11 protein-coding genes are annotated in these 23,229 nt (G+C 69.1%); 1 reads left to right on the top strand and 10 read right to left on the bottom strand.

Going from position 1 to position 23,229, the window contains the following annotated elements; all coding sequences use genetic code 11:
- Nucleotides 1-27: 27 nt before the first annotated feature.
- From WAF18_RS04345 to xerD, 10 genes are all read right to left on the bottom strand, one after another.
- The gene (locus WAF18_RS04345) at nt 28-1,245 is read right to left on the bottom strand and encodes a type II secretion system F family protein (protein WP_337244045.1); all 1,218 of its coding nucleotides are present in this window, start codon (nt 1,243-1,245) and stop codon (nt 28-30) included.
- Between the two features lie 11 nt (nt 1,246-1,256).
- Nucleotides 1,257-1,988, bottom strand: a complete 732-nt coding sequence (locus WAF18_RS04340) for a hypothetical protein (protein WP_337244044.1) — start codon at nt 1,986-1,988, stop codon at nt 1,257-1,259.
- A 40-nt stretch (nt 1,989-2,028) separates the two neighbouring features.
- Entirely contained in the window at nt 2,029-3,762 is a 1,734-nt protein-coding gene (gspE, locus tag WAF18_RS04335) for a type II secretion system ATPase GspE (protein WP_337244043.1), read from the bottom strand.
- 60 nt (nt 3,763-3,822) lie between these two features.
- Nucleotides 3,823-4,350 carry a DUF2242 domain-containing protein gene (locus WAF18_RS04330; RefSeq protein WP_183427952.1) on the bottom strand — a complete coding sequence of 176 codons (528 nt, stop codon included), beginning with the start codon at nt 4,348-4,350 and terminating at the stop codon, nt 3,823-3,825.
- 210 nt (nt 4,351-4,560) lie between these two features.
- Nucleotides 4,561-4,944, bottom strand: coding sequence for a hypothetical protein (locus tag WAF18_RS04325; RefSeq protein WP_337244042.1), 384 nt, complete (start codon nt 4,942-4,944; stop codon nt 4,561-4,563).
- A 271-nt stretch (nt 4,945-5,215) separates the two neighbouring features.
- Nucleotides 5,216-7,156, bottom strand: a complete 1,941-nt coding sequence (locus WAF18_RS04320; protein ID WP_337244041.1) for a S8 family serine peptidase — start codon at nt 7,154-7,156, stop codon at nt 5,216-5,218.
- 150 nt (nt 7,157-7,306) lie between these two features.
- The gene (locus tag WAF18_RS04315) at nt 7,307-15,229 is read right to left on the bottom strand and encodes an ESPR-type extended signal peptide-containing protein (protein WP_337244040.1); all 7,923 of its coding nucleotides are present in this window, start codon (nt 15,227-15,229) and stop codon (nt 7,307-7,309) included.
- Between the two features lie 490 nt (nt 15,230-15,719).
- Nucleotides 15,720-19,703: a phosphoribosylformylglycinamidine synthase gene (gene purL / locus WAF18_RS04310; RefSeq protein ID WP_337244039.1), complete on the bottom strand. Its 3,984-nt coding sequence runs from the start codon at nt 19,701-19,703 to the stop codon at nt 15,720-15,722.
- 80 nt (nt 19,704-19,783) lie between these two features.
- Complete coding sequence (locus tag WAF18_RS04305; protein WP_337244038.1) at nt 19,784-20,599, bottom strand: DsbC family protein; 816 nt, start codon at nt 20,597-20,599, stop codon at nt 19,784-19,786.
- Nucleotides 20,600-21,565: 966 nt separating this feature from the next.
- Nucleotides 21,566-22,543: a site-specific tyrosine recombinase XerD gene (gene xerD / locus WAF18_RS04300; RefSeq protein WP_337244037.1), complete on the bottom strand. Its 978-nt coding sequence runs from the start codon at nt 22,541-22,543 to the stop codon at nt 21,566-21,568.
- Between the two features lie 124 nt (nt 22,544-22,667).
- Here xerD and WAF18_RS04295 point away from each other — a divergent pair, with 124 nt between their 5' ends.
- Nucleotides 22,668-23,150 (top strand): RDD family protein, encoded by a 483-nt coding sequence (locus WAF18_RS04295; protein ID WP_337244036.1) that lies wholly within the window; start codon nt 22,668-22,670, stop codon nt 23,148-23,150.
- Nucleotides 23,151-23,229: the final 79 nt, after the last annotated feature.

Genomic DNA, 23,229 nt, shown 5'->3' with positions numbered 1-23,229 from the left:
GAATCGCCGATCACGACGGGCGGCGTCTCACCCGATCACACTGGTCAGGTCGTAGATCGGCACCAGTACCGCCAGGATCACCACCATCACCACCAGGGCAAGCAGCATCGTGATCGCGGGCACCAGGGCCGCGAGCATGCGGTCGAGCGACTGCCCGGTCTGTTGATCGAAGGTGTCGGCGGTGCGCATCAGCATCGCATCGAGGGCGCCCGATTCCTCGCCGACCTGGACCATCTGGATCGCAAGTCGCGGGAACCGGCCGCCACGCGCGAGTGCCGAGGACAGCCCGACGCCGTTCTTGACCTCCGCAGCCGCCGCCTCGACATCGGCCGCTAGCGCCAGGTTGCCCAGCACGTTACGGCCGATGCCCAGCGCCGTGATCAGCGGCACGCCGTTGCGCAACAACGTGCCCAGCGTTCGCACCAGTCGCGCAGTTTCGATGCGCGCGGCCAGCGGGCCGGCCAGACGGCGCTCGAGCAGCCAGGCATCGAAGCGCGCGCGGAACCGGGCGTCGCGCAGCTTCAGTGCGAAGGCGTAGGCCGCGACCACCGGCACGATCAACAGCACGATCCACCAGTCGCGCACGAAGCTGCCAACGCCGAGCACCAGGCGCGTGAATACGGGGAGTTCGGCATCGAGGCTGTCGTACATCGCCGCGAACTGCGGCACGACGTAGCCCAGCAAGAACATCAGCGAGGCGCCGACCATGACGATCAGGATCGCGGGATAGATCAGCGCATTGACCACCCGGCCGCGCAAGGCGCGCGCGCGTTCGAGATAGTCAGCCAGCCGCTGCAACGTGTCCTCCAGGCTGCCACCGGCCTCACCCGCGCGCACCATGTTCACGTACAGCCGCGAGAAGGTGCCGTGCTGGCGCTCGAGCGCCGTCGACAGCGATACACCGCCGCGCACCGCGTCGCGCAGTTCGGTGATCGTGCGCTTGGCCTCCGGTTCCTCGGGCAGATCGAGCAGGATCGTCAGGGCGCGGTCGAGTGGCTGCCCGGCATGCAGCAACGTTGCCAGCTGCTGGGTGAACTGCACCAGCCGCTGCCCGGAGAACGGCTTGGGCTTGAACGCCGCCCGCCAATCGCCGAGCCCACGCGCCTCGCTCGCCGGGCGCGCCTCCACCGGCAGATGCCCCTGCTCCTGCAGGCGCAGCGCGACCTCGGCCTCGCTGGCGGCATCCATGGTGCCGTCGAGCACTTCGCCGCGGGTGTTGAGGGCCTTGTAGCGGTAGAGGGTCATTGCCGCCTTTTTCAACGGACCTTGATGGCTGAGGTTGCGGGATCGGTCGAGAACAGAATCCGCATCTCTCGACGACCGTCCGGCGAGATGAAAAGCGAATCCGCGAACACCGGAACCGACATCGGAGGATCGAAGCCGACGTCACGCCAGGCATCGTAGCGCTGGCGGGCGTCCGGTGCGTCGAACGCAATCGTCGCGGCGCAAAGGCTTCGGCCGCAGCCAAAACCAGCCGGCACGAAATCGTATCTCGCCAGTGAACTGCGAAGCCATTCACCGAACAGCAGATGAAGATCCCGCGCATCCGGATCCACCAACCCATCGCGCTCGAAATCGCGGACGACCGCATCCCATCCCGGCCCATCGTTGGCCGCCTCAAACGCATCGGCACGCAACGCGCCGCCTTGCAGGAAGCGTGATTCCGCCGGCGAGGGCGCCGGGTCTGGGACACGCGCCGTCGACTCTGACGATGCGGTCAGGCCAGTCGTCTCTTCGACATCCGATCGCACTGCTTGGTCGCCGGGCACCGTGACGGGCGCCGTCCGCTTGCCCGGTACGCCGCTCTCACCGGCAACGAGCCCATGTCCCGACGAGGTCCCGATCGCAGCGGCCGAGGGTTCGACCCCCGGCGGCTCCGCGACGCCTTCTATGGGAGTCGCGCGTGCAGCCTCATCACCCGCTTTGCGCTCCCCGCCACAGGCCGCCAGAAGGGCGACCAGCAGACAACCCCACGCCGTCCTGCTCATGCCTCCCCCCCGGCTATTCCATTCCAGCACGGCGTCTCGATCACGCCTCCTCCGTCACCCGCAGCACTTCCTCGATCGTCGTCAGCCCGCGCAGGGCCTTGGCGATGCCGTCCTCGTACATCGTGCGCATACCAGCGCGGCGCGCGAGGTCTTCGAGCTCGCCCATGCCCGCATGGCGCATCACCGCGCGCCGCATCTCGTCGTTCATGACCAGAAACTCGACGATCGTCGTGCGCCCGAGGTAGCCGGTCGGCGCCGCGGCCGACGGGCCCGGGCGGTAGAGGTGGATCTCGCCCTCGGGCTGATGGCGGCGCAGTTCGAAGCGCTCGATCTCTTCGGGCGAGGCCGCATAGCGCACCGCGTGTGTCGGCTCGAGCCGGCGCACCAGGCGCTGGGCCAGGATACCGTTGACCGTGGACGTCAACAGGTAATCCTCCACGCCCATGTCGAGCATGCGGGTGATGCCGCCGGCGGCGTTGTTGGTGTGCAGCGTGCTGAGCACCAAGTGGCCGGTCAGCGCCGACTGGATTGCGATCCGCGCGGTTTCCAGGTCGCGCATCTCACCGATCATGATGATGTCCGGATCCTGGCGCACGATCGAGCGCAGCGCATTGGCGAAGTCCAGACCGATCTGCGGCTTGGCCTGGATCTGGTTGATGCCTTCGATCTGGTACTCGACCGGGTCCTCGACCGTAATGATCTTCACGTCCGGCGTGTTGAGCTGCGACAGCGCGGTGTAGAGCGTCGTCGTCTTGCCCGAGCCGGTCGGGCCGGTCACCAGCAGAATGCCGTGCGGTTGGTCGAGCACCTTCTGGAACTGCGGCAGGAATTCGCCGTCGAAGCCCAGCCGCTGAAAGTCGAACACCACCGTCTCGCGGTCGAGCAGGCGCATCACCACACTCTCGCCATGCGCGGTCGGCACGCTGCTCACGCGCAGGTCGAGCTCCTTGCCCTGCACGCGCAGCATGATGCGTCCGTCCTGCGGCAGGCGACGCTCGGCGATGTTGAGCCGGGCCATGATCTTGATGCGGCTGATGACCGCAGCCGTCAGATTGACCGGCGGGCTCTCGCCGTCGATCAGCACGCCGTCGACGCGGTAGCGGACCTTGAGCCGGCTCTCGAACGGTTCGATGTGGATGTCGGAGGCACGCAGTTCCACCGCGCGCTGGATCACCAGATTGACCAGCCGGATCACCGGCGCCTCGGATGCCAGATCGCGCAGGTGCTCGACATCGTCGACATCGCCGCCACCCTCGCCGTCGGCCGACTCGACGATCGTGCCCATCGCGCTGCGACCCTGGCCATGCCAGCGCTCGATCGCATCGTCGATCTCCGACCGCAGGCCCACCGCCGGCACCGGCTCGCGCCCGGTCGCCAGGCGCACGGCATCAAGTGCGTAGCCGTCATAGGGATCGGACATCCACAGGCGCAGACGGCCGTCCTGTTCGCCGATCGGCAGTACATGGAACTGGCGCAGGAAGCGCACCGACAGCGGCGTCGCGCCTTCGGCAGCTTCGGGCGGTTCGTCAGGCAGCTCGCGCCCGGCCAGCAGCGGCAGCTCGAACTCCGCAGCACAGGCTTCGGCATGGTCGCGCTCGGACACCAGGCCCAGCCGGCCCAGTAGCCCCAGCAGGCTGCCCCCCGCCTCGGCATGCAGGCGTTGCGCACGGGCGAGATCGACGTCCTTGAGCCGGCCGTTGTCGCGCAGCCGCGCGATGACCCGCAGCTCCGGCGCAGCGGACGACGCTTCGGACCCCTCCAGCACGGCATTCACCAGACACAACCCCAGCGGCGATGGACCGGGCGACTGTAGCAGTTCGCTCGCAGCCGGGGCTCAGCGCGGTGCGTCGTCCCGCGCCGGACGGTGCAGATCGTCGGGCGGCGGATCCTCACCGACCTGAGGCGTCGGCGAGCGCCGATCGCCGTCCGTCGAGTTCGGCACGTAGTAGCCGACGCGCTCGAAGAACCGGCGGTAGAAGCCGGCATCCTGCACGGTGCTGCTGGCCACGCGCACCAGCGAATCCTCGCGACTGCCGATCGGCACCGACAACGAACCGAGCGCGCCGACGCCGAGGCTCGCCGAGTTGGAACTCTTGCGCAGCACGTAGCGGTCGAGCAGCGCGCTGACGAACAACAGCGTCCGGTCGCTGCCGCGCGGCACACACGACACACGCACCGACAGCTGGGTGTGCACCTCGTCCTCGGGCTGAAAGTTCTTGGTCGCCTCGACCGCGTCGTCCCCTGCCTTGCCGACTGCGTAGCCCTGCCCCAGCAGCGCCAAGCGCGCGGCGCTGCAGGCCTGGGCCGGCGGCAGATCGTAGGTGCGCGAATAGATGTCGTCGGCGTCGAACGATTCGCCCATGAACGGCACGTCCTCGCGCGCATTGCGCCCGCAGCCGACCAGCAACGCAGCGGCCAACGGCAACAGGACCAGGGCGGGCATCAGACGGAGGCGAACCATCACAGGCGTATCGATTGGACTAGCCGAGAATGATAACGGCGGTGGCCATCCACACCGTCGACGCCACCTGCACAGTTCATCGTTCAGCAGGCCGTGCCCAACCTCTCCGGCTCAGTGCAGTGCCGGGGCCGGATCATTGCGCGTGCGCCGCTCGGCCTCGAGCCAGTCCAGATGCGCGGCGAGCGTGCGACCGGCCGCCTGCGCCTCCGCGCACGCGGCTGCGTCGAGCACCTTCGAGACCGACAGCCGGGTCCGCACACCGGCCCGCCCCTGCACCGCGGCGGTGTGACGCAGCATCGCCAGCAGCATCGCGGCGCTCGGCGTACTCGCCACGGGGCGGCCGGCCAGCACCATTGTCCATTCGCCGTCTTCCAACGTCGCACCGGCGAGCACGCGACCATCGCCGTCGCGCAGCTGCGCATGGATCGGCGTGCCCTGCGCGCGGCGGGCGGCTTTCTCGACCGGGGAACGGCGCGGACCGGAAGGTTTGGACATGACGATCTGGGCGGGGAAGCTGGCGCAACAGTATCCCAGATGCCGCCTGTACCGCTCAGCCGCGCCGCCCCACCCACTACGCAGAACCGGGGTCAGAGTGCAATTTCGTGAGACGAAATTGCACTCTGACCCCGGTTTCTCCTGGCTATCCGGCGTGGAACGCCCACTCCCGCATGTGAATCGGGAGAAAGGCCGCAAAAAAAGCCCGCGGCTGGCCGCGGGCTCGAATAGACGCGACGGCACCCGCGTCCTTGCGGGTGCGGCGGCGGTCTTAGACCCCCGGAGCCGGGGCCGTGAACTTGGCCTGCAGGGTCACGTTGCTGTAGGCGCGCGTACCGGCCAGCTTGATGTAGTAGACGCCCGCGGCCGGCCGGTTGATCCGGACGGTCTCGGTGTTGCCCGGACGCGTCGAGTTCCAGGTCCCGGTCTGCGCCGGCGCCTCGTCGAGGCTGACATGGAGCGAGACGTCGCCGCTGCCGCCGCTGGTGGTGATCGTCAGCGCGCCGGTCACACCGGCCGGCACTTCGATCGAGTACAGCGTCTCACTGCCCGCCGCACCCGCCAGACTGCGCATCGGCACGCCATTGCCGATCGGCGTCGAATCCGGTGCGCAGGTCTCGACCTCGGGATCGCAAGGCGGCTCGATGGCCTTCATCACCGCGGCGCCGGCATTGACGATGCCCGGGCCGATCGGTTGGCTGGTCGACGGCGCCACCGTGAAGGGCGTGACGGTGCGCTTGAGCACATCGAGCACTTCCTCCGGGGTGAGCAGCGGCAGCTCCGCGGCCAGGCGTGCGCCCTGCATCAGTGCGACCACGCCGGCGACATGCGGCGAGGCCTGCGAGGTGCCAGCGGTACCGCCAGTCGGCACGTTGGTGAAGCTGGCCAGTGGCGTGGGCGCAGTCGTGCTCGGATTCACCGCCTGCCACACGAAGCCGTCATCGATCTGCGAGCCTGAGCTCGCGTCATTGGGGTAAACGCCGCCACCCGGGGCCGAAACATCGATGCCGGTGCCATAGTTGGAGTAGTACGCACGGCGGCTGGTGATGCCGTTGGAGGCGACGGCGATCGCGCCTGGGCAGTTGGCCGGCGAGAAGTTCGCCACGTCGGCATTGCTGTTGCCCGCCGCGATCACCACGGTCGCGCCAAGCGCATTCGCCTGCGCGATGGCGTCGGCCTCGGCTGCCGAACAGGCGCCGGTGCCGCCCAGGCTCAGGTTGATGACCTGCGCGGGGTTGGCATTGGCCGGCACGCCATCCACGTCGCCGCCGGCCGCCCAGATGATGGCGTCGACGATGTCCGAATCGTAGCCACCGCAATGGCCAAGCACACGGACCGGTAGGATCTTGGCCCCATAGGCGACACCGGTGACCGCGATGCCGTTGTCGGTACGCTGCGCGCCTGCGGTGCCAGCGACGTGGGTGCCGTGCCAGCTGCTCGGGCGTTGCTGGCAGGTTTCCGCACCGGGGTAGCCGATTGTCCAGTCACCCAGGTCCCAACCGCCCGCGACGCGGTCATCGGTGGCGCGACCCGACACGAACTTGTCGGAGATGAAGTCGTAACCGGCGTCGCCGAGCGAGCTGTCGATGTCGGGATGCTCGGTAATGCCGGTATCGAGCACCGCGATCGTGATGCCGTCGCCATCGGTGAGGTCCCAGGCGGCCGGCGCGTTGATACCGCCGCGGTTGGGACCGCCGTCGCCGGTCACCGTGCCGTCGGGTGCGAGCATGTGCCACTGCCATTCCAGACCCGGATCGTTGGGCACGTAGGCCGCCTGCGGCTGGACCGCCGCGATCTGGCGCAGACGGTCAGGTGCGACCGACTTGACGTTCGGATCGGCGGCGATCTGCCGCATCAGGGCTTCGGCCGAGACGCGATCCACACCCTGGGCCAGGCGCATGACCTGGTGCCCGGTCGCGAGCGTGCGCAGGTACTGCACGTTGTTCGCCTTGGTGGCACCGCGCACGATGCCCGAGCGGGCGAGCGCGGTGCGGACGCCCGCAACCGCTGCCTGCTGGTCCTGCCGCTCCCGCGCGCCGTCCCGGTACTCGACGATGAAACGCCGGATCGGGGTCGCGTCCGATTGCTGCAATGGCGCCTGGGTCCCCACCTTATCGGCCGGGCGCTGGGTCTTGCCCGCATGGACGGCGCCGGTGGCGAGCACCGCACCGACCGCGATGGCCAGGGCGCTGGGGATGATGCTGTTCTTCATTTTGGACCCTCGTTGGAGTATTGGACCTCGGAAGCGTCGGCACGACAGCACAAGGCCACCGTTCCGACGGACGTCGCATGGATGGCATCGGGCGGCCCCAGTGCCATCGAACCGCGGACCGGCAGGCAGCGCCCGCCGGTCCTTGCGGGATTACCAGCCGAAGCCGGCACCCAGACCCACGGATTTCTCATCGCCGCTGAGCGCGCCGCCCACGGTGATCGTGGCGCGCTCGCTGATCGCACGCTGGTAGCCGAGCGACAGCGCACTTTCGCCGCCCTGGAAACCGACACCGACGCCGACACGGTTCTGGGTGCGGATGCCGGCGGCACTGGTGGCCATGTTCAACATCGCCGCCCCCATCGCGCCCTGACGGTCGATGCGGCGGTCGGTGTCGTAGAACCGACGATCGACATCGCCCTTGAACGTCTCGAAGTTGTCGTTCCAGGCGGCGAACTTCTGGTCGGTGTAGGCCTTGGAGGTGGCCACCGCCTGCGTCGCTGTGGTATCGGCGTAGGCCTTGGCTTCGGTAACACCGGCATTGACCTGGCCGACGTTGGCGGCGTCGGTCGCAGCAGTACCGGCCGCGACGTTGGTGATCTGACGCTCACTGCCCGCGCTGCCGACCGAGACCGTGTTGGCGCGGTCTGCGACCGAGCCCTGTCCCAGTGCGACCGCACCTTCCGCAGTGACTGAAGCGCCCTGCCCCAACGCCGTGCCCGAGGCCGCACTCACACTCGCCCCCTCACCGACGGCCACTGCATTGGTCGCCTCGGCGGTGATCGTCGTGTTGGCGCCGAGCGCCGTGCTGCCGTCCGCGTACACCTTGGCGTTGCCGCCGACCGCGGTGTCGTTGGGGCCATGCGCGTAGGCGTCGCCGCCCATGGCCACGCCGTTCTGACCGCCCGTCTGCGCACCATCGCCGACTGCGACCCCGTTGGTGCCGTCGGCGATCGTCGCCGGCGTATCGCCACCCACCGCCACCTGGTCGTTGGTGCCGGCACCGGACTCGATCACCGTCTCGACCTGGCCCACACGCGTCTTGAGCTCGGTGATCTGATTGTCGAGTGCGGCGAAGGTGTCGCCGATCGAGGTGTAGCTGGCGCCCTGGATCGCGTAGCTCGGCATGCTCAGCGTGCCGGCGGCCGTCATCGTGACGCCGCCGCCGAAGATGTCGGCCGCCGATTGCATCGCGTCCTGCAGCTTGCCGCCGACGCCATCGGACATGCTGCGCAACTGCGCGAGGTTCACCGCATCGGTGTCCTCGGTACCGGCGGCGACATTCGTGATCTGGCGCTCATTGCCTGCCGAGCCGACTGACACGCTGCCTTCGCGATCCGCGATCGAACCCGAACCCAATGCAACGCTGTTGATGCCAGACGCGGTCGCCCCCTGACCCACGGCGGTGCTGTCGGCGCCTGTCGCTGCGCTGTCGGCGCCTACCGCCAGCGCGTTGGCGCCGCTCGCAAAGCTGAAGTTGCCCACCGCGGTGCTGTTCAGGCCGGAAGCTGTCGCTAGCGCACCGAGTGCTGTCGTGAAGTCAGCAGCGGCCATTGCGCCGAAACCGAAGGCCGCGGCGGTCGCGCCCTCGGCAACGCTCTCAGCACCCACCGCGGTTGCGCCATCGCCGGTCGCAGCTGCATAGAAGCCGACCGCCGTCGATTCGACACCGCCGGCTTCGGCCAGTGCGCCGGACGCGAGGCTGCCATCGCCACTGGCGACCGCGGCGGCACCAGTGGCAGTGGCGAGTTCGCCCGAAGCCAGGCTCTCGGCGCCCACAGCGACGGCATACTCGCCCGACGCTTCCGCCGATGCGCCGGCCGCCAAGGCGTTGGCCGCGCTAGCCACGGAATTGAAGCCCGTCGCCGTTGCGTTCTCGGCAAGTGCGAACGCCCCGCTGCCGAATGCCGAAGCGCCCTGCTCCGAGGCCAGCGCCGATTCGCCCGCCGCGGTCGCGTAGTCACCATCCGCGTAAGCTGCATTCTCGCTGTCCTCACCGCCCGACGCGGCGAAGTACTTGTTGTACTGGGTTGCCTGCTCGAGCTGCGAGACATTGACCGCGTCGGTCGCCTGTGTACCCGCCGCGACGTTGGTGATCTGCCGCTCGCTGCCTTCCGAACCGACCGAGACGCTGTCCGCGCGGTCGGCCACCGAGTTCGCGCCAAGTGCGACGCTGTTATCGGCCGACGCACCGGAGAGGAAGCCGATCGCGGTCGAGTCGACGCCACTAGCCGAACTGCCGCTGCCCAACGCCGACGCGCCGTCCGCGGTCGCGTACGCCAGCGTGCCGACGGACGTTGCCTGCACGCCGGTCGCCTCGGCCAATGTGCCGACTGCCGTCGCGCCAACATCCGTTGCCCAAGCGCCGTTGCCCAGCGCGGTCGACGCCACGCCGCTGGCCTCGGTCGTCTGCAGGATCAAACCGGGGAAGCCGAAGACCAGCGCGCCGTAGTCGGCAATGCCGCCAACCGACAAGCCGTACTCGCCGCTGGCCACGCTGCCGTAACCTACCGCAGTCGCGAAGCCACCAGTCGCTTCCGAGAACGCGCCCAACGCGCTCGACCCATCCGTCATGGCACTGCTGCTGTAACCCAGTGCAGTCGACTGCGCACCCGTCGCGTTGGCCGCTGCGCCCGTCGCGGTGCTGAACGCACCGAGTGCCTGCGCACCCGCGCCAAAGGCCGATGCCCCCACTTCGCTGGCGGTCGTCGTCTGGTCGAGCACGACCTCGCCGTCCTCGTTCTCGTAGTACAGCCAGCCACCAACCGCCGTGCTCGAATCGCCCTCGGCGACCGCGTTGTAACCCGATGCCGTGGCGTACTGGCCACTCGCATTCGCGCCGCTGCCGAAGGCCGAAGACCCAACGCCCGACGCATAGGTCGTCGAGCCCATCGCGGTCGCATAGTCCGCTTCGGCAATCGCATTCGAGCCCGCCGCGATCGCGTCCTCACCCTCGACATACGCCTCGCCGTCGCCGGTGGCACGGAAGTAGCGACCCGCGAGCAGCGCGCCGTCCGCGGCGGCGTTGAGCTGCGCGAGATTCACCGCATCGGTGTCCTCGGTGCCCGCAGCAACATTAGTGATCTGGCGCTCATTAGCCGGGTGGGTGACCCCGTACTCGTCAGTCCATTCGGCCGAAGCGCCGACAGATACAGTGTTGGCTCGATCAGCACGCGCGCCCGAACCCAGGGCCACGCTGTTCTCGGCTGCAACACTTGCATTGGCGCCGAGCGCGAGACCGCCATTCGCGTCTCTTTCCACAGTGGCGCGAGCGCCAAAAGCCACCGCACCGCTCGCCAAACTCAGCGAGCCTTGGCCAATACCGACTGCATTGGCGCCATCGGCGAGTGAAGTCGCACCGATCGCAATGGCACGGTCATCAGTACTGAGAGCGCCACGTCCCACTGCGATGGCGTTAGCGCCATCTGCCCAGGAATCCATACCCAGTGCCATGGATCCCGAGCCGGCGGCCCAGGCACCGTAGCCGAATGCAGACGCATTTGTTTCGGTTGCCCATGCCGATGTCCCGAACGCGGTTGCGCCGTCTTTGGTGGCCCATGCGTACGCGCCTACAGCGGTGGTTTCGCTGCCACCAGCCCACGCATTGCTACCAATCGCTGTACTCCATGATCCAGTCGCACGTGACTTCACGCCACCGGCGTAACTTTCGTCGCCAAGCGCCTGAGCCCCGTTGCCCAAAGCTGTGGCGTTCTGTCCTGTCGCAAGTGCCCCCGCACCAACGGCAGTACCGCCAGCCTCTGCTTGCGTGGAGACGAGGACAGCATCACCATTTTCATCGAAGATCGGCGAATTGAACTCATCGTACGCCTGCCCAAGGCCACCGACTGCGACGGCCCCCTCCGCTGCGGCGAAGCTGTTGAAGCCGATGGCCACACTGTTAACCGCAGACGCATGCGCCCCACTGCCGAACGCAGAAGCGCCCTGCGCCGACGCCAGTGCCGATTCGCCAGCCGCGGTTGCATAGTCGCCGTCCGCATAGGCGCCGTTGTCGCTGTCCTCACCGCCCGATGCGGCGAAGTACTTGTTGTACTGGGTCGCTTCCTCGAGTTGCGCGACGTTGACCGCGTCAGTCGCCTCGGCGCCCGCCGCGACATTGGTGATTTGCCGCTCGCTGCCCGCCGCACCGACCGACACGCTATCCGCCCGATCGGCCACCGAGTTCGCGCCCAGCGCCACGCTATTGTCGGCCGACGCGTCTGCCAGGAAGCCGATCGCGGACGAATCGACACCGCTGGCCGAACTGCCGCTGCCCAGCGCCGACGCGCCGTCCGCGGTCGCGTAGGCCAGCGTGCCGAGTGAGGTCGCCTGCACCCCGGTCGCCTCGGCCAGCGTGCCGACCGCGGTCGCGCCCACATCGGTCGCCAAGGCGCCGTTGCCCAACGCGGTCGAGGCCACGCCGCTGGCCTCGGTCGCCTGCAGGATCAAGCCGGGGAAGCCGAAGACCAGCGCGCCGTAGTCGGCAATGCCGCCAACCGACAAGCCGTACTCGCCGCTGGCCACGCTGCCGTAGCCCACGGCCGTGGCAAAGCCACCGGTCGCCTCAGAGAACGCGCCCAGCGCGCTCGACCCATCCGTCATGGCACTGCTGCTGTAGCCCAGTGCGGTCGACTGCGCCCCCGTCGCGCTGGCCGCCGCGCCAGTGGCCGTGCTGAACGCACCGAGTGCCTGCGCACCGGCGCCCAGGGCCGATGCGCCGACTTCACTGGCGGTCGTCGTCTGATCGAGCACGACCTCGCCATTCTCGTTCTCGTAGTACAGCCAACCACCAACGGCCGTGCTCGAGTTGCCTTCGGCGACCGCGTTGTAACCAGAGGCCGTCGCGTACTGACCACTCGCGCTCGCGCCGCTGCCGAAGGCCGAAGACCCGACGCCGGAGGCGTAGGTGGTCGAACCGACCGCGGTCGAATAATCCGCTTCGGCAATCGCGTTCGAGCCCGACGCGGTTGCATCTTCGCCCTCGGCGGAGGCTTCACCGTCACCGGTTGCGCGGAAGTACTGGTTGTAGGCCGTCGCTTCCTGCAACTGGCCCAGATTCACTGCGTCGGTCGTCTCGGTACCGTCGGCGACATTGGTGATCTGACGTTCCTCACCAACTGAACCGACCGACACTGTGTTGTCGCGGTCGGCCTCGGAGTTCGCACCCAGCGCCACGCTGTTGTCGGCCAGAGCCGTGCTGTAGTAACCCACCGCGGTGCTGTTCTCGCCACTGGCCCAAGACTCGGCACCCAGTGCCGCGGCGTTGGTGCCGGGCGCATAGGCAAAGTAGCCCAGCGCCACGCTGCCTGTGCCTTCGGCCTCGGTCAGCGTGCCGACTGCGGTGCCATTCGTGCCCGAGGCCACTGCACCGCTACCGAAGGCCGCCGCACCGTCGCCCGAGGCGCGAGTGGAAACCAACAGGCCCAGGCCCGGAATCAGATCCGCCGGCCCGCCCACCGCGACGCTGCTCGCACCGCTGGCAATCGCCTGCGTGCCGACGGCCGTCGCGTAGTCCGCCGAGGCCGTGGCGATTGCACCGAACGCCGACGACTGCGCGCCCAGCGCCGATGCGCCCACGCCATAGGCCGATGACGCGAAGCCCGTGGCCTCCGCGCTCGCGCCGACCGCGGTGCCGGCAACGCCTGCGCTGGTGGCCGAGGTCTCGACCGGTTGACCACCAAGGGTCAGCAGCGGCTCGCCATTCTCGTCGACCGCATTGCCGCCGACCGCCACGCTTGCCGGCCCATGCGCCTCGGCGCCTGCGCCGAAGGCCGCACTGTTCTGCCCATCGGCCACCGCGTTGAAGCCGACCGCCGTCGCATTGTCCGCAAGCGCAAACGCCCCACTGCCGAACGCCGAAGCGCCCTGCGCCGACGCCAGTGCCGATTCACCTGCGGCGGTGGCGTAGTCGCCGTCCGCATAGGCACCGTTGTCGCTGTCCTCGCCACCCGATGCGGCGAAGTACTTGTTGTATTGGGTCGCTTCCTCGAGTTGCGCGACGTTGACCGCGTCAGTCGCCTCGGCGCCCGCCGCGACATTTGTGATCTGCCGCTCGCTGCCCGCCGCACCGACCGACACGCTATCCGCCCGATCGGCCACCGAGTTCGCGCCCAGCGCCACGCTATTGTCGGCCGACGCGTCTGCCAGGAAGCCGATCGCGGACGAATCGACACCGCTGGCCGAACTGCCGCTGCCCAGCGCCGACGCGCCGTCCGCGGTCGCGTAGGCCAGCGTGCCGAGTGAGGTCGCCTGCACCCCGGTCGCCTCGGCCAGCGTGCCGACCGCGGTCGCGCCCACATCGGTCGCCAAGGCGCCGTTGCCCAACGCGGTCGAGGCCACGCCGCTGGCCTCGGTCGCCTGCAGGATCAAGCCGGGGAAGCCGAAGACCAGCGCGCCGTAGTCGGCGATGCCGCCGACCGCCAGGCCGTAGTCGCCACTGGCCACGCTGCCGTAGCCCACCGCCGTGGCGGAACCACCGGTTGCTTCAGAAAACGCGCCCAATGCGCTCGACCTATCAGTGACCGCGCTGCTGCTGTAGCCCAGCGCGGTGGACTGCACGCCCGTCGCGTTGGCAGCCGCACCGGTCGCCGTGCTGAACGCACCGCGCGCCTGCGCACCCGCACCCAGTGCCGACGCGCCGACCTCGCTGGCGGTCGTGGTCTGGTCCAGCAGCACGTCGCCGTTCTCATCCTCGTAGTACAGCCAGCCACCGACTGCCGTGCTCGAGTCGCCTTCGGCAACCGCGTTGTAACCAGAGGCCGTCGCGTACTGACCACTCGCGCTCGCGCCGCTGCCGAAGGCCGACGACCCGACGCCCGAGGCGTAGGTGGTCGAACCGACCGCAGTCGAATAGTCCGCTTCGGCAATCGCATTCGAGCCTGAGGCCGTGGCCTGCTCGCCCTCGGCGTAGGCTTCACCATCGCCGGTTGCGCGGAAGTACTGGGTGTAGGCGGTCGCCTCCTGCAACTGGCCCAGGTTCACGGCGTCGGTCGTCTCGGTACCGTCGGCAACGTTGGTGATCTGGCGCTCAGCACCTTCAGCGCCCACCGAGACGCTGTCTTCGCGATCGGCCACCGAGTTCGCGCCCAGCGCGACGCTGTTGTCAGCCGACGCCACAGCGCCGGTGCCGGCGGCGGTCGAGGCGACACCACTGGCCGCGCTGCCATTGCCGAGCGCCGTGGCTTCCTGTGCACTCGCAGACGCCAGCGCGCCGACTGCGGTCGACCACTCGCCCTCGGCCGCCGCCTGGAAGCCAAGTGCGGCCGACATGCCGCCGCTGGCAATGCTTTCGGCACCGATCGCGCTCGCGAGTTCGCCCGACGCATCGCTGCCATAGCCCACCGCCGTGGCTTCGAGCCCGGAAGCGCTGCTGTCCGCGCCGACGGCGACGCTGCCATCACCACCGGCCGTCGCATCCGAGCCGGCGGCGAAGGCGACATCGCCGTCGGCAGCCGCCGCACCTTCTCCGGTCCCCGCGACGTACTGCGCGGTCACATCCGCGACGGCGGCAACGGCATCGAGCTGCGCGCGGTTGACGGCATCGGTGGCCTCTACGCCCGCGGCCACGTTGACGATCTGGCGCTCCTCGCCTTCGGCACCTACGGACACCGTATTGGCGCGGTTCGCGCGCGAATTGGCACCCAGCGCGACACTGTCGGCGGCGATCGCGCGCGCATTCGCACCGAGTGCGAGCGCCTGGAGGGCCGTGGCGCGCGCCGACGCGCCGAAGGCACCCGAGGCGAACCCGGTGGCGACCGTCTGCGTGCCCACGGCGGTGGACGTCACACCGCCGGCCTGCGCTGCACCACCAATGGCGACCGCCCCCACCGCAGCACTCGCGCCCCCCGGCACGATGCATTCGTAGGTCACGCCGCCAACCGTGCACTCAGCGAGCTCGCCGATGGCGACCTGTGCCCAGGCAGCAGGCATGGCGGCCAGTAGCGCCAGCGCCAGCAGTGCGGGGCGTGCACTCCGACCGACGGTGACGGTCGCGCCGACGCCGTCGCCGGTCGCCAGTTCGGAGGCGACGACGATCTGGCCGAGCGACTTGTTCCACACCTTGCGATAGATCCGGTTCATATGGGCTTCCCCTCGGAGTGCTTGTTTGGGCTGATGGAATACGGGCGAAAAAAAAGCCGCAGGTCGACGATCGACCGAGCGGCTTTGCGATGGAATTCAGTGGGGCTGGGAACCCGCGCCGGGCGCGGACACGCGCTTGGCAGCGCGAATTTCATGAATGGCGAGTGTACGCAACTTGAATCGTCCCCAAACGACCGACCGGATGCCGACTCTCTCCAGACTGACGCGCCGCGTCAAGAGGCACTGCCGCAGAAGGTCAATACGGTAACGAAGGGTGCTTTTTGCTGACGATTTGTGCTCGCATCTATGCCGGCACGGCATGCGGCTTCAACCCAATGAATTGATTGGGTTTTCTCACAGCCGATTGTGGACTTGGAGGCAGCCCCCGCTGCTAGGCGACAGCGGGATGACGGACACGGAGAGGGGACCTGGCCGTCCGGCCAAGTCCCGATCGGGACAGGTTTGCGCGAAAGTGACGAATCGCGTCAGTTCAGGCCAAGGACCTGCGCGCGTTGTGGAACATTCGCATCCATGGGCTGGCGTCCGACCAGTCGGCAGGCGCCCAGCTGAAGTTGACGGCGCGCTGGGTGCGCTCGGGGTGCGGCATCAGGATCGTCGCGCGCCCGTCGTCCGAGCACAGCCCGGCGATCGCATCCTGCGAGCCGTTGGGATTGGCGGGATAGCGCACCGCCGGCGTGCCATCGCCCTCGACATAGCGCAGTGCCACGCGCGCCGAAGAGCGCGCCTGTGCATCGTCGAACTGCACGCGCCCTTCACCGTGTGAGATCGCGACGGGGATCCGTGATCCGGTCATGCCGGCGAGGAACAGTGACGGCGATTCGACGACCTCGAGCAGGCCGACCCGGCCTTCGAAGCGCTCGCTGCGGTTGCGCAGCAATCGCGGCCAGTGCGCTGCGCCCGGAATGATCGCCTTGAGCTGAGAGAGCATCTGGCAGCCGTTGCACACGCCCAGCGAGAAGGTGTCGCCGCGCTCGAAGAACGCTGCGAACGCGTCGCGCAGCTGCGTCCGCTCGAGCACCGAGGTGGCCCAGCCACGCCCCGCGCCGAGCACGTCGCCGTAGCTGAAGCCGCCACAGGCCGCCAGGCCCTGCATGGTCGCCAGGTCCACGCGTCCTTCGATGAGGTCGCTCATATGGACGTCGATCGCAGCAAATCCAGCACGATCAAAAGCCGCGGCCATCTCGATCTGGCCGTTGACGCCCTGCTCGCGCAGGATCGCCACCCGCGGACGCGCACCGGTAACGATCGAGGGCGCCGAAGCCGGATCGAAGGTCAGCACGGGACGCAGGCCGGGGGCGGCGAAGTCGCGCGCGGACGCCCGCTCCTCGTCGGCGCACTCGGGGTTGTCGCGCAGCGCCCGCATCGCATGCGTCACCGACCACCACGCGTCGAACAGCGCCTCCCACTTCCACTCGGCCAACGCGTCCTCGCCATCGACGACACGGATCGTCGGCGAGGACGTCGGTCGGGCGATGCGCTGCGCGCATTCGATCAGACCGTGCCGTTCGACCAGATCGGCGAATTCGGCCCGGTTCTCCGACGCGATCTGCACCACCGCGCCCAGCTCCTCGGAGAACAGCGTGCGCACGGCATCGCGCTGACGCGCCTCGCCCCAGCCCTCCAGATCGATGTCCAGACCCTGCCGCGAGCAGAACGCCATCTCGCACAGGGCGGCGAATGCGCCGCCGTCGGAACGGTCGTGGTAGGCCAGCAGCAGGCCGGCCTCGCGAGCCTCGCAGATCAGCTCGAAGAACGCCTTCAATCGGGCCGGATCGTCAACGTCCGGGCACGGGCCGCCGAACGCATCGAAACACTGCGCCAGCACCGAGCCGCCGAGCCGCTGCTTGCCAGCGCCCAGGCCAATCAGCCACAGCTCGCTGCCCGGCGCGCGCGCCAGCAGCGGGGTCAGCTGCGTGCGCACGTCCGGCACCGGCGCGAATGCGCTGACAATCAACGAGACCGGCGAGACGACCTTGTGGGTCACGTCGTCGGCGCTTTGCGACGGGGCGCTCGACGACGCGGAAGCGCCGGCGGTCTCCTGCCACTGCGCCTGCATCGACAGCGAGTCCTTGCCGACCGGAATCGACAGGTCGAGCGCCGGACACAACTCCATCGCGACCGCGCGCACGGCATCGAACAAACGCGCGTCCTCGCCAGGGTGACCAGCGGCGGCCATCCAGTTGGCCGACAGCTTGACCCGGTGGAGCGTCTCCACCGGCGCCGCGCACAGGTTGGTGATCGCCTCGCCAACGGCCATGCGCGCCGCGGCGGCGGCGTCGATCAGCGCCAGTGGCGTGCGCTCGCCGATCGCCATCGCCTCGCCGGTGAAGCCATCGAAGTCCGATAGGGTGATCGCGCAGTCGGCCACCGGCAGTTGCCATGGCCCCACCATCTGGTCGCGTGCGGTCAGCCCGCCGACCGAGCGGTCGCCGATCGTGACCAGGAACTGCTTGGCCGCGACGGTCGGATGCGCGAGCACGCGCAGGCCGGCTTCGTGCAGGTCGATGCTGCGGGTATCGACGGCCGGCCAGCGATGCGGCGCCAGCCGTGCGCTGTCGCGGTGCATCTTCGGCGCCTTGCCGAACAGCACATCCATCGGCAGATCGATCGGGTGCTGCGACGCATTGCCGCCACTTGCGGTCTCGCCCCCTTCCGCCCTTCGGGCACCTTCCCCCGCATGCGGGGGAAGCGATTGCGGCAGCACGCCATAACCGACAGTCAGGTGTTCTTCGGCAGTCGCCACACCGACGACTGCGAACGGGCAGCGCTCGCGCGCGCAGATCGCAGTGAACTCGTCGACCCGGTCCTGCGGAATGCCCAGGACGTAACGCTCCTGCGACTCGTTGCACCACAGTTGCATCGGCGACAGCGACGGGTCGTCACTGGGGACGCGATCCAGATCGATGATGCCGCCCACGCCCGAGTCGTGCAGCAGCTCGGGAATCGCATTCGACAAGCCGCCGGCGCCGACGTCGTGGAACCACAGGATCGGATTGCGCTCGCCCAGCGCGACGCAGCGGTCGATCACTTCCTGGCAGCGCCGTTCCATCTCGGGGTTGTCGCGCTGCACCGAGGCAAAATCCAGGTCCTCGGCGCTTTCGCCCGAGGCCACGGAACTGGCGGCGCCGCCGCCCAGCCCGATCAACATCGCCGGTCCGCCCAGCACCACGACCGCATCGCCGGGCGACAGGCGCTTCTTCTCGACCATCGTGCGGTCGATCGCGCCCAGTCCGCCAGCCAGCATGATCGGCTTGTCGTAGCCACGCTGCAGACCGTCATCGCCTTCGGCGAGTTCGAAACTGCGGAAATAGCCAAGCAGATTGGGCCGACCGAATTCGTTGTTGAACGCCGCGCCGCCGAGCGGCCCGTCGAGCATGATCTCCAGCGCCGGCGCCATGCGCGGGTTGAGCGCACGCACGCCCTCCCACGGCTGCGGCAACGTCGGAATGCGCAGGTGCGAGACCGTGAAGCCGGTCAGGCCCGCTTTGGGCTTGCCGCCGCGTCCGGTCGCACCCTCGTCGCGGATCTCACCGCCCGCACCGGTGGCCGCACCGGCGAACGGCGAGATCGCCGTCGGGTGGTTGTGGGTTTCGACCTTGATGCAGAACGCGCTGTCGAGCAGCGGCTCGCTGCGGTACTCGAACGACACCGGATCGGGTCGGAAGCGGCGCGCCGGATAGCCTTCTACCACCGCGGCGTTGTCGCTGTAGGCCGACAGCGTGTGCTCGGGCGTCTGCGCATGCGTATGGCGGATCATCCGGAACAGCGACTGCGGCTGCGCCTCACCATCGATGGTCCACGTGGCATTAAAGATCTTGTGTCGGCAGTGCTCGGAATTGGCCTGCGCGAACATCATCAACTCGACATCCGAGGGCGCCCGTCCGAGCACGCCGAAGCGCTCGCGCAGGTAGGCGATCTCGTCGTCGGCCAGCGCCAGGCCCAAGCGTGCATTCGCCGCCTCGAGCGCGTCGAGAGGAATGCGCTCGAGCACGCCCCGCTGCGGCACGGCGAACAGCGCCTGCGCCGCGTCGACGTCGTCGAGCAACGACTCGGTCATCGGGTCGTGCAGCAGCTTGTCCACCGCCGCACGCTCGACGGCCGAATCGGACCAGCCAAGCAGGTCGATGCGCAGGCCGCGCTCGACGCGGTGGATCGGCAGCCCGGCACCGCGCAGCAGTTCGCCGGCCTTGCTCGCCCAAGGCGACATCGTGCCCAGCCGCGGCGACACAATGCGCGACACCGTATCCGGCGCAGACGCAGGTCCCGGACCGGCATCGACTTCGAGCAGGCGACGCAGCGTGGCGTCGTCTGGCGTGCGGCCCGGTTCGGCCTCGACGAAGTAGACGTGCCAGGCATCGGCGACGCGCAGCGCCGGCGAGACCGCTTGCAGACGCGCTTCAAGCCGCTCACGTCGGAACGGCGACAGGGCCTGCTGGCCCTCGAGGACGATCATGTCCGGGCAAACCGTGATTCAGGGCCGCCCATTGTAGCCAATGGCCGGGCCTGCCGCCCGGCCACGCACTCACTGTCGGCTCAGCGGCCGCCGGCGGCGCCAGCCAGGCGTTGCAGCGCGGCGAGCAACTGGTCGGGGGGCATGTAGCCCGGCATCTGAGTGCCGTCCTCGGCCACGATCATCGGGGTGCCGGTCAGACCCACGCGCTGGCCCAGCGCGTAATGCGCCGCCACCGGATTGGCGCAGGGCTGGGAGGTCACCCGGCGCCCGGCTTTGGCATCGGTCAGCGCCTTGCGGCGATCGGCCGCGCACCACACCGACTCCATCAACCGGAAATCCTCGCTGCCAGGCCCCATGCGCGGATAGGCCAGGTATTCGATCGCAATGCCGCGCTTGTTGTACTCGGCGATGTCGTCGTGCAGACGACGGCAGTACCCGCATTCGACGTCGGTGAAGACCGACACGGTGTACTTGGGGTTGGCCGGCGCGAAGATGATCCGCTGCTCCTCGGGCACCTCCGACAGCAAGCGCTTGCGCAGCTGCGACAGCCCGGACTGGCTCAGGTCGCGCTTCTCTTGCGCATCGAACAGGCTGCCCTGCATGACGTAGCGGCCATCATTGCTGACGTAGAGCACCTGGCCGGCAACGATCACCTCCTGGAACCCCGGCAGCGGCGCGTCGTGGATGCTCTCGATCGAGACCTGCGGGTTGATCGACAGGATCGCGTTGCGCGCGATCGCGGCCGGCGTGCCCGGGGGCGGCGGCGGGACATTGGCGGCAGCGCTCGCGGCCGAGGTCGGTGCGGCCGGGTTGGCCGCCGCATCAGGGGTGCTCGTGCCCTGGGCACAGGCGGACAGGCTGAAGGCGCTCAACAGGGCGAACAGGTATCGCTTCATCGCATCGGGCTACCGCGGACGGAGAAACTCCAGGACCGGCGATTCTGGCACGAAGCCGGGACCGGAACGCCCCCGACCGCCTTCACGGGCCCGTTCTCGTTCACGGCGGCGGGCAGGCGCATGAGGCTGGGGCTGGGTGCGGTGCGCGGATGCTGGGAGCGCCTTCCCGGACCAGGGTCGGTGGCGCCAGGACAAACGTTCGGACGCACTGTGGCAACGGCGATAGACTGCGAAGCGCATGGAGATCCGCGCTGCCCCCACCCGGCGCCGATGGCGCCGACCTCCCCCGCAAGCGGGGGAGGGACTCGCAGCGACTGCGCCAGACGCGACGCCCTGCCCTGCATCACTTCCAACACGCGACCCACACGCGGGCGGCGATCTCCCGCAGTGATCGTGTTCGGCCCCTTCCCCGCACCGCGGGGCATTGCACCCTTCACGGGTGGAAGGCTGGGATAGGGGCGCATTTAGCGGCAAGCCCAAGGCGCCGACCTCCTCGCGGGGAGGGCATTGAGACCACCGGGCACGCTGTTCCCTTCCGCCGCACGCGAGGCGGTCGCGCATGCGCGGTCGGCGTCGGATTGCTGTCGGCTATTTGTTTCGGCGCACGTCCGGCCCCGCGCAGCGCGCGGGGCGTTCGCCCAGCCGCGCGGCAGTGCCGTCTCGGCGTCGACACCCCGCCGCCATCCATGGCGATGCTTGGTCGCCCGATGAGGGCCCGGCCCGGCCCGGCCCGGCTGGCCGGCACCGCGTAGCACGCAGGGCGTTCGCGCATGCGCGGTCGGCATCGGGTTGCTATCGGCTATTGATTCCAGCGCACGCCCGGCCTCGCGAAGCACGCGAGGCGTTCGCCCCCGCGCGGTCGGCGTCGGATTGGTGTCGGCTATTTGTTTCGGCGCACGCCCGGCCCCGCGCAGCGCGCGGGGCGTTCGCCCCCGTCACGCGGCATGCCGCGTGAGCGACGGGGGCTCACCCCCTCGGATGGTGGGTGGCGTGGAGGCGTTTGAGGTGTTCGCGGGCGACGAGGGTGTAGATCTGGGTCGTCGACAGGGAACTGTGGCCGAGCAGCATCTGCAGCGCGCGCAGGTCGGCGCCGTGGTTGAGCAGATGGGTGGCGAAACTGTGGCGCAGGCCGTGTGGGCTGATCCGGGCCGGGTCGATGCCTGCGATCGCGGCATAGCGCTTGACCAGGCCCCAGAACTGCTGCCGGGACAGCGGTAGGCGCCGGGCGGTCAGGAACAGCGGCGTACCGCCCTGGGCGTCGGCCGGCAGCGGCTTGCCGCCGGCCAGCACCGGGCGGGCCTCGGCCAGATACCGCTGCAACCAGTGTTGCGCCTCCTCGCCCAGCGGCACCAGGCGGGTGCGTTCGCCCTTGCCGGTGACCCGCAGTGCGCCCTGGCGCAGATTGACGCCATTGGCCGGCAGGCCGGTCAGCTCGCTGACCCGCAGGCCGCAGGCGTACATCAGCTCGAGCATCGTGCGATCGCGCAGGCCATCGGCTGCGGTCACATCCGGTGCGGCGAGCAAGGCCTCGATCTGCGATTCACCCAAGGCCTTGGGCAGCGGCCGAGGCAGCTTCGGCGGTTCGAGCAAGGCGGTCGGGTCGTCGGCGCGGCCATGCCGCCGCTGCCGGTCCGCGTAGAACGCGCGCAGCGCCGACAACAGCCGCGCATTGCTGCGCGGCGACCAGCCGTGGCGGGTGCGCCATGCTAGGTAGTCGAACAGCGCGGCACGGTCCGCGTTGGCGATGCCGCCGTCACGACCATCGCGCCAGCGCGCGAGTCCTTCCAGATCGCGCCGGTAGGCCGTACCGGTCTGCGTGGCGATGCCGGTCTCGGCCCAGAATGCGTCGAGAAACCCTTCGATCGCAGCGCGGTCATCGTCGCGCAACGGCGGCAGGCCGACCACGAGGGCGCGGCGTTCGGCGGGTGTGGCGGTGGTCGGCATATCGTGCGCAGCTTAGAGCCTGACGGCCGACCCCACACCGTCGGCCTGACATCCGCCGCCGAACGCAGGCGTCATCGTCGCGCCTGCGCAGCGCAACGCCGGGCGCTGACGCTATCCTGTCGCGATGTCCGCATCGCCCTCCCGTCCAGCCGTCCCTGCCCGCCCCTGGATAGGCTGGCGACTGCTGGCGCTGGTCTACGATCTTTGGCCGGCGCTCGCGTTGTGGCTGTTGCTGTCGGCCCTGTTCACCGCGGGCTATACCTTCGCCGGGCATCACGACCCGCACGAGAACATCGCGCCGCTGAGCACGCTGCAGTGGCTGCTGTGGCTGTGCTGCTGGCTGGCGACCGGTGCCTACGCGGTCGTGAGTTGGCGCCACGGCGGCCAGACATTGGGCATGCGGCCCTGGCGCATCCGGGTGCGCGGGCACGATGGCGGCCAGCCGACGGCACGCGCGTTGTGGCTGCGTTTCGCGATCGGGACGGTGTCGCTGCTGGCCGGCGGCCTGGGGTTCTGGTGGGCCTGGTTCGATCGCGACCGCCTGACCTGGCACGACCGGGCGAGCGGCACCCGGATCGTGCGCGACCCCAAGCGGTCTGCGCGCTGAGAGGTCCTGCGCTGCCCGGGGCGCCACGGGCGCAGCCGACCGCATGCCACGTCGAAAAATGACGGTGCACACCCGCCGC

The organism is Luteimonas sp. gir (genome assembly GCF_037198055.1).
Lineage (GTDB): Bacteria > Pseudomonadota > Gammaproteobacteria > Xanthomonadales > Xanthomonadaceae > Luteimonas > Luteimonas citri_A.
The sequence above is the reverse complement of the archived record's forward strand: the minus strand, read 5'-3'. Positions and strand labels throughout refer to the sequence as shown.